A 5,131-nucleotide genomic window follows, 5' to 3' on the forward strand; every position below is an offset into this window, starting at 1 on the left:
CGGCCCGCCGACCCCGGCACCCGCCCCACCACCCCGATCCGCCCGGTCGCCCCCTGGCCCCGCGCCGAGCAGCGCGCCCCCGCCCCGTTGCGGCACCGCGCCCGCGGTCTCGTCGCGGCACTGTCGGTCGCGGTCTTCCTCGCCACCGGCGCCGGCTGGGCGATGGTCGGCGGCACCAGCGGTCTGACCACCGCGGACGTGACCGGACCGCACGTCGCCGACGGCGCGACCGACATCCTGCTGGTCGGCAGCGACTCCCGGGTCGACGCCCGCGGCAACCCGCTGCCCCGCGAGGTCCTCGACGCCCTGGACGCGGGCGACGCCGACGGCCAGGACAACACCGACACCCTGATGCTGGTCCGCATCCCGGACGACCCCGACCTCGGCGCCTCCGCGGTGTCGATCCCGCGCGACTCCTGGGTCGATGTCCCCGGCCTCGGCACACACAAGATCAACTCTGCGCTGGCGCGCGGTGCGGCGATCGCCCGGCCGGACCTGATCCGGCGGGGGCTGAGCGGGCCGGACCTGGAGCGGGAGGCCAACGCCGCGGGCAGCAGGCTGCTCGTGCGCACCGTCGAGGAGCTCACCGGCGTCTCGATCGACCACTACGCCCAGGTCAACCTGGCCGGGTTCGCCGAGATCACCCGCGCGCTCGGCGGCGTCCCGGTGTGCCTCAGGGCCCCGGTGCGCGACAGCTACTCCGGCGCCGACTTCGCCGCGGGCCCGCAGACCGTGCAGGGCGCCCAGGCCCTGCAGTTCGTCCGTCAGCGGCACGGCCTGGCCGAGGGGGACCTCGACCGGGTCCGTCGCCAGCAGGCGTTCCTCGCAGGACTGACCCACCGGCTCCTGTCGGCGGGCACCCTCACCGACCCGACGGCCGTCGCCGACCTGATGCAGGCGGTCAACGGTGCCGTCGTGCTCGACCAGGGCTGGGACCTCACCTCGATGCTCGCCCATGCCGCGCAGCTGCGCGGTGACCGGGTCACCTTCCGCACCGTCCCCACCGGCCGGGCCGACTACCGGACCGGAAGCGAGGGTGTCGCGGTGAAGGTCGACCCGGCGCAGGTCACGGCGTTCTTCGCCGGGCTGGCAGCGCCCGGGGCACCGGCCGACCCCCGGGGCGGCGACGACGCGGACAGCGCCGCGCCGGCGACACCGGCCCCGACGGAGAGCGGGACCGGACGGGCCGCGGCGCCCCGGGGCGACCCGACCCCGGCCGCCGACACCCAGCCCGAGTTGACCGCCGACGGGGTGCCCTGCGTCGATTGACGCGGCCCCGTCACCCCGGCCGAGGAGCCTCCCATCACCGAGATCATCGACTTCCTGACCTCCGTCCCGTTGTGGGTGGTGGTGCTCGTCGCGGGGCTGGTCACCCTCGGCGAGACCACGATCGGTGTCGGGCTGGTCCTGCCCGGCGAGACCGTGCTCATCGCCGCCGCGATGGCCGTCCCGGACGTCCCGGCCGCGGTGCTGGTCACCGGGGTGGTCGCGGTCGCCGCCGCCTGCGGCGACGCGATCGGCTACGCGATCGGCCGCCGTTTCGGCCCGCGGCTGCGCGAGTCGCGGATCATCGGCCGGATGGGCCGCGACGCCTGGGACGACGCCGCCCGTACCCTGCGCCGCTGGGGTCCGTGGGCGGTGCTCGGCGCCCGGTTCCTGCCGGTGGTGCGCACGATGACCCCGGCCGCGGCGGGGGCGTCCGGGCTGCCGCTGCGGCGGTTCCTGCCCGCCGTCGTCGTCGGGGCGACGGTCTGGTCGGCCGTGCACGTGACCGCCGGGTTCCTGCTGCGCGAGGCCGCCGAGCAGTTCGAGAAGGCCTTCGGGATCGCCGGCTGGGTGGTCCTGGCGGTCGTGGTCGGCGCCGGCGTCGTCGGGTGGCGGGTGCGGCGTCGTCGCGCCGAGGCCCGCCGGGCCGCCGCTCGCGAGACCGTCGCCGCCCTGGCCGAGGAGCGCCGCGACGCCGCCTGACGCCGGTCGTGCCGCACCGGGTGCGGGCCCGGACCGGCGACGGCAGGATGGCCCGGATGAAGGCAGCCGGCTACTCCCGTGAGGGCACCGCCCGCGACGTCCTGACCGTCGGTGAGATCGACACCCCGGAGCCCGGTCCTGGCCAGGTCCGGGTCCGGGTCCGCATCTCGGCGGTCAACCCGACCGACACCAAGACCCGCGACGGCACCACGTCACGGCCCTTCGACGGGGTCCGCATCCCGCACCAGGACGGCGTGGGCGAGATCGACGCCGTGGGGGAGGGGGTCGACCCGTCCCGGATCGGGCAGCGGGTCTGGACCTGGCTCGCGTCGCCGGGCGGCGACGGCGGCGCCGCGCTCGCCGAGTGGGGCACCTGCGCGCAGTACACGGTGCTGCCGGCCGAGCAGGCCACGGTGCTGCCCGACGGCGCGCCGGACGACCTCGGCGCCTGCCTGGGTGTCCCGGCGATGACCGCCTACCACTGCCTGTTCGCCGACGGCCCGGTCGCCGGACGGACGGTGCTGGTCACCGGCGGTGCGGGCGCGGTCGGGCACTACGGCATCCAGCTCGCCCGCTGGGCCGGGGCGACCGTGGTGACCACTGTGTCCGGTCCGGAGAAGGCCGAGCTGGCCCGGGCCGCCGGCGCGCACCACGTCGTCAACTACCGCGACGGCGATCCCGGCGCCGCGATCCTCGACGCCGCCGGACCGGTCGACCGGATCGTCGAGGTCTCGCTCGCCCACAACCTGGCCCAGGACCTCGCGGTGCTGCGCAACGGGGGCGCGGTCGTCTCCTACGCCGCCACCCCGCAGGACCCGTCGATCCCGGTCCGCGCGCTGATGGGGGCGAACGCGGTGCTGCGGTTCGCGCTGCTCTACACCGTGCCCCGCCCGGTGCTGGCCGACGCGGCCCACGGGCTGGGCGTCGCGGCCGCGCACGGAGCGCTGACCCCGCTGCCGGTCACCCGGTTCGGGATCGACGACGTCGTCGCCGCGCACGAGGCCGTCGAGGCGGGGACGACGGGCAAGGTCGTGGTCGACCTCTGACCTGTTCCGGTCGGCCACCCCCGCCGGTCCGGCGCGCCCTCAGCGCCGGATCGGCGGGTTCCGGTCGCGCCGGGCCAGCAGCACGGCCGCCCCCGCCGCGACGACGACGAGCCCGGCCAGCAGCAGCGACCAGCCCAGGATCGACGGCGCGTTCGGATCGGTCGAGATCACCGAGGCGTTGATCTGGGATACCTCTCCGGGGACGAACTCCCAGGTGACGGTGCCGCCGTCGGTCTCGCCGTCGGACTCGACGACCTCGCCGGGAAAGCTCATCGCGAGCCGCACGTCGGCCCGGTCCACCGGCATCGTGGTCAGGTCGGCCCGGCCCTGCACGGCGATCCGTTCCCCGACCCGGCGCAGCTCCAGGTTCGCCCGCCCCGACGCGTTCCCGCCGAGCAGGTTCAGCTGCGAGACCTGGGCGAAGGTCAGGTTCTCGAAGGCCGCACGGGTGCCGACGAAGCCGTCCTGGTCGTACGGCGACAGCTCGACCTCGCCCGCGAGGTCGGCCGGGACCGCCATCTGCGGGCCGCGGCCGTCCGGTGCGCCCTCGGGCGTCGCGACGACGATCGTGCCGTCGACGGTGTCGTCCGGCTGCACGGCGAGGGCCACCTGGACCCGGGTGCAACCGGTCAGCGCGAGGAGGGCCAGCACCGCGAGCAGCACGAGCGCACGCGTCCGGGATCGACGGCGTGCGGGCGGCGCGGTGCGGTGCGGCGGCATGGCGTCATCGTGCCACCCGGGTACGACGGTCCCGGCGTCACTCGGGGGCGTGTGTCGGGTGATCCGTGGGAAGCAGCGGCAGCTCGCGTCCGAGCACGGCGAACGGGCGCGGGTCCCCGGTGAACAGGTGCTCGCGCAGCACGTCGACGAACCCGGCACGACGGTAGAGCCGCCACGCCCGGCCGGGCGTGGCGCGGCCGTACTCGGGGGTGGACAGCAGCATCCGGGCCCGGGCGGCGTCGCGGGCCAGCGCCCGCAGCAGCGACTCGCCGATGCCCGAGCCCTGTGCCTGCGGGTGGACGTGCAGCTCGGTCAGCTCGAAGTAGTCGGTCAGCCAGTCGGCGCTCACGGCCCCGGGCTCCCCGCGACGGGCACGCAGCCCGCGGCGGACCTCCTCGAACCACCACTGCCCGGGGCCGCCCCAGTAGCCGTAGCCGATGCCGGTGAGCCGGTCCTGCTCGTCGAGCCAGCCGACCGAGCGCCAGCCCGGCCGGTAGGAGTGCTCGAGCCACAGCGAGCGGCGCTGGCGTGCGGTCGACCGCGGGTAGCCCATCGCGGTGACGTAGACGTCGATCGCCTCGCCCAGCCGGTCGGCGAACTCGCTGCGGCCGAGGCCGACCAGGCGCGCCCGTGACGGTGCGGCGGTCACCGCGAGCACCGGCCCCGGTGGGGACCGCACGCCCGCGCCGGGGCGGGGTCGGTGTCCGGGTACATGTCCCCATCACACCACGCCCGGCCGGTCCCGGCGGGTCCGGACCGGGCACCCCGCCACGGTGCCGGTGGGTGAGTGGCGCCACCCGGTCACCCGACTTGACGCGACGATCGAACACGCGTTCTACTGACGTATGTCGAACGCGTGTTCGACACCGGGCGTCCGGTGGGCGGAGTGGGGGAAGCACCCCGTCGCCGGGCGTCCCGGAGACCGATTCCGGTGGTGGGAACCGAGGCCCGGCCACTGGGTGGAGGGCGTGGTGATGCCAGTGGGCGGCTTCTCGCGTTTGTTCCGGTCCCGCCAGCCGGCGGCGATCGACGTGCGCTGGCAGAACGGTGAGCCGGTCGAGTTCTCGAGGCGTCCGTCGCGCCGCGGGGAACATTTCCTGGTCACCGGGGTTCGGGACCAGTGGATCGAGGAGTCCCCGTGGCCGTTCCCGTCGCCGATGCCGGTGGGCGGGGATCGGCTGAGCTGTTGGCGGGTGCTCGCCCGGTCGGTGCAGGACCCGCAGGAGCCGCCGCGTGAGGTGGTGCTGCGGATGCGGTCCGGTCCGGGCGTGTGGGACCTGGTGAAGGTCGACTGAGAGGTGCGGGAGATGCGGGAGGTGCGCGTGCGGAGCAGGACGATGGAACTGGACCTGGCGCTGCCGTCGCCGCGGTCCGCCGGGGCGCGACGGCCGGGCGAC

General features: G+C 75.8%; 6 protein-coding genes. 4 read left to right on the forward strand and 2 right to left on the reverse strand.

Annotated elements, in window-relative coordinates; translation table 11 throughout:
- The 3 genes from NH602_RS27840 to NH602_RS27850 all read left to right on the forward strand — a co-directional run.
- On the forward strand, positions 1 to 1,269 hold a 1,269-nt coding region (locus NH602_RS27840), incomplete at its 5' end, for an LCP family protein (RefSeq protein ID WP_253069347.1).
- Between the two features lie 78 nt (positions 1,270 to 1,347).
- Entirely contained in the window at positions 1,348 to 1,968 is a 621-nt protein-coding gene (locus tag NH602_RS27845) for a DedA family protein (RefSeq protein WP_253069348.1), read from the forward strand.
- 56 nt (positions 1,969 to 2,024) lie between these two features.
- Complete coding sequence (locus NH602_RS27850) at positions 2,025 to 3,014, forward strand: NADPH:quinone reductase (protein ID WP_179760369.1); 990 nt, start codon at positions 2,025 to 2,027, stop codon at positions 3,012 to 3,014.
- 39 nt (positions 3,015 to 3,053) lie between these two features.
- Here the strand turns inward: NH602_RS27850 and NH602_RS27855 are convergent, their stop codons facing one another.
- On the reverse strand, positions 3,054 to 3,734 hold the full coding sequence (locus NH602_RS27855; RefSeq protein ID WP_179760368.1) for a DUF3153 domain-containing protein: 681 nt from the start codon (positions 3,732 to 3,734) through the stop codon (positions 3,054 to 3,056).
- Between the two features lie 37 nt (positions 3,735 to 3,771).
- On the reverse strand, positions 3,772 to 4,383 hold the full coding sequence (locus tag NH602_RS27860) for a GNAT family N-acetyltransferase (RefSeq protein ID WP_073574082.1): 612 nt from the start codon (positions 4,381 to 4,383) through the stop codon (positions 3,772 to 3,774).
- Between the two features lie 325 nt (positions 4,384 to 4,708).
- Here NH602_RS27860 and NH602_RS27865 point away from each other — a divergent pair, with 325 nt between their 5' ends.
- A complete protein-coding gene (locus tag NH602_RS27865; protein ID WP_051050348.1) occupies positions 4,709 to 5,029 on the forward strand; it encodes a hypothetical protein in 321 nt (106 codons plus the stop codon).
- Positions 5,030 to 5,131 lie beyond the last annotated feature (102 nt).

Origin of the sequence: Pseudonocardia sp. McavD-2-B, from assembly GCF_024124365.1 — a bacterium.
GTDB classification, from domain to species: domain Bacteria; phylum Actinomycetota; class Actinomycetes; order Mycobacteriales; family Pseudonocardiaceae; genus Pseudonocardia; species Pseudonocardia alni.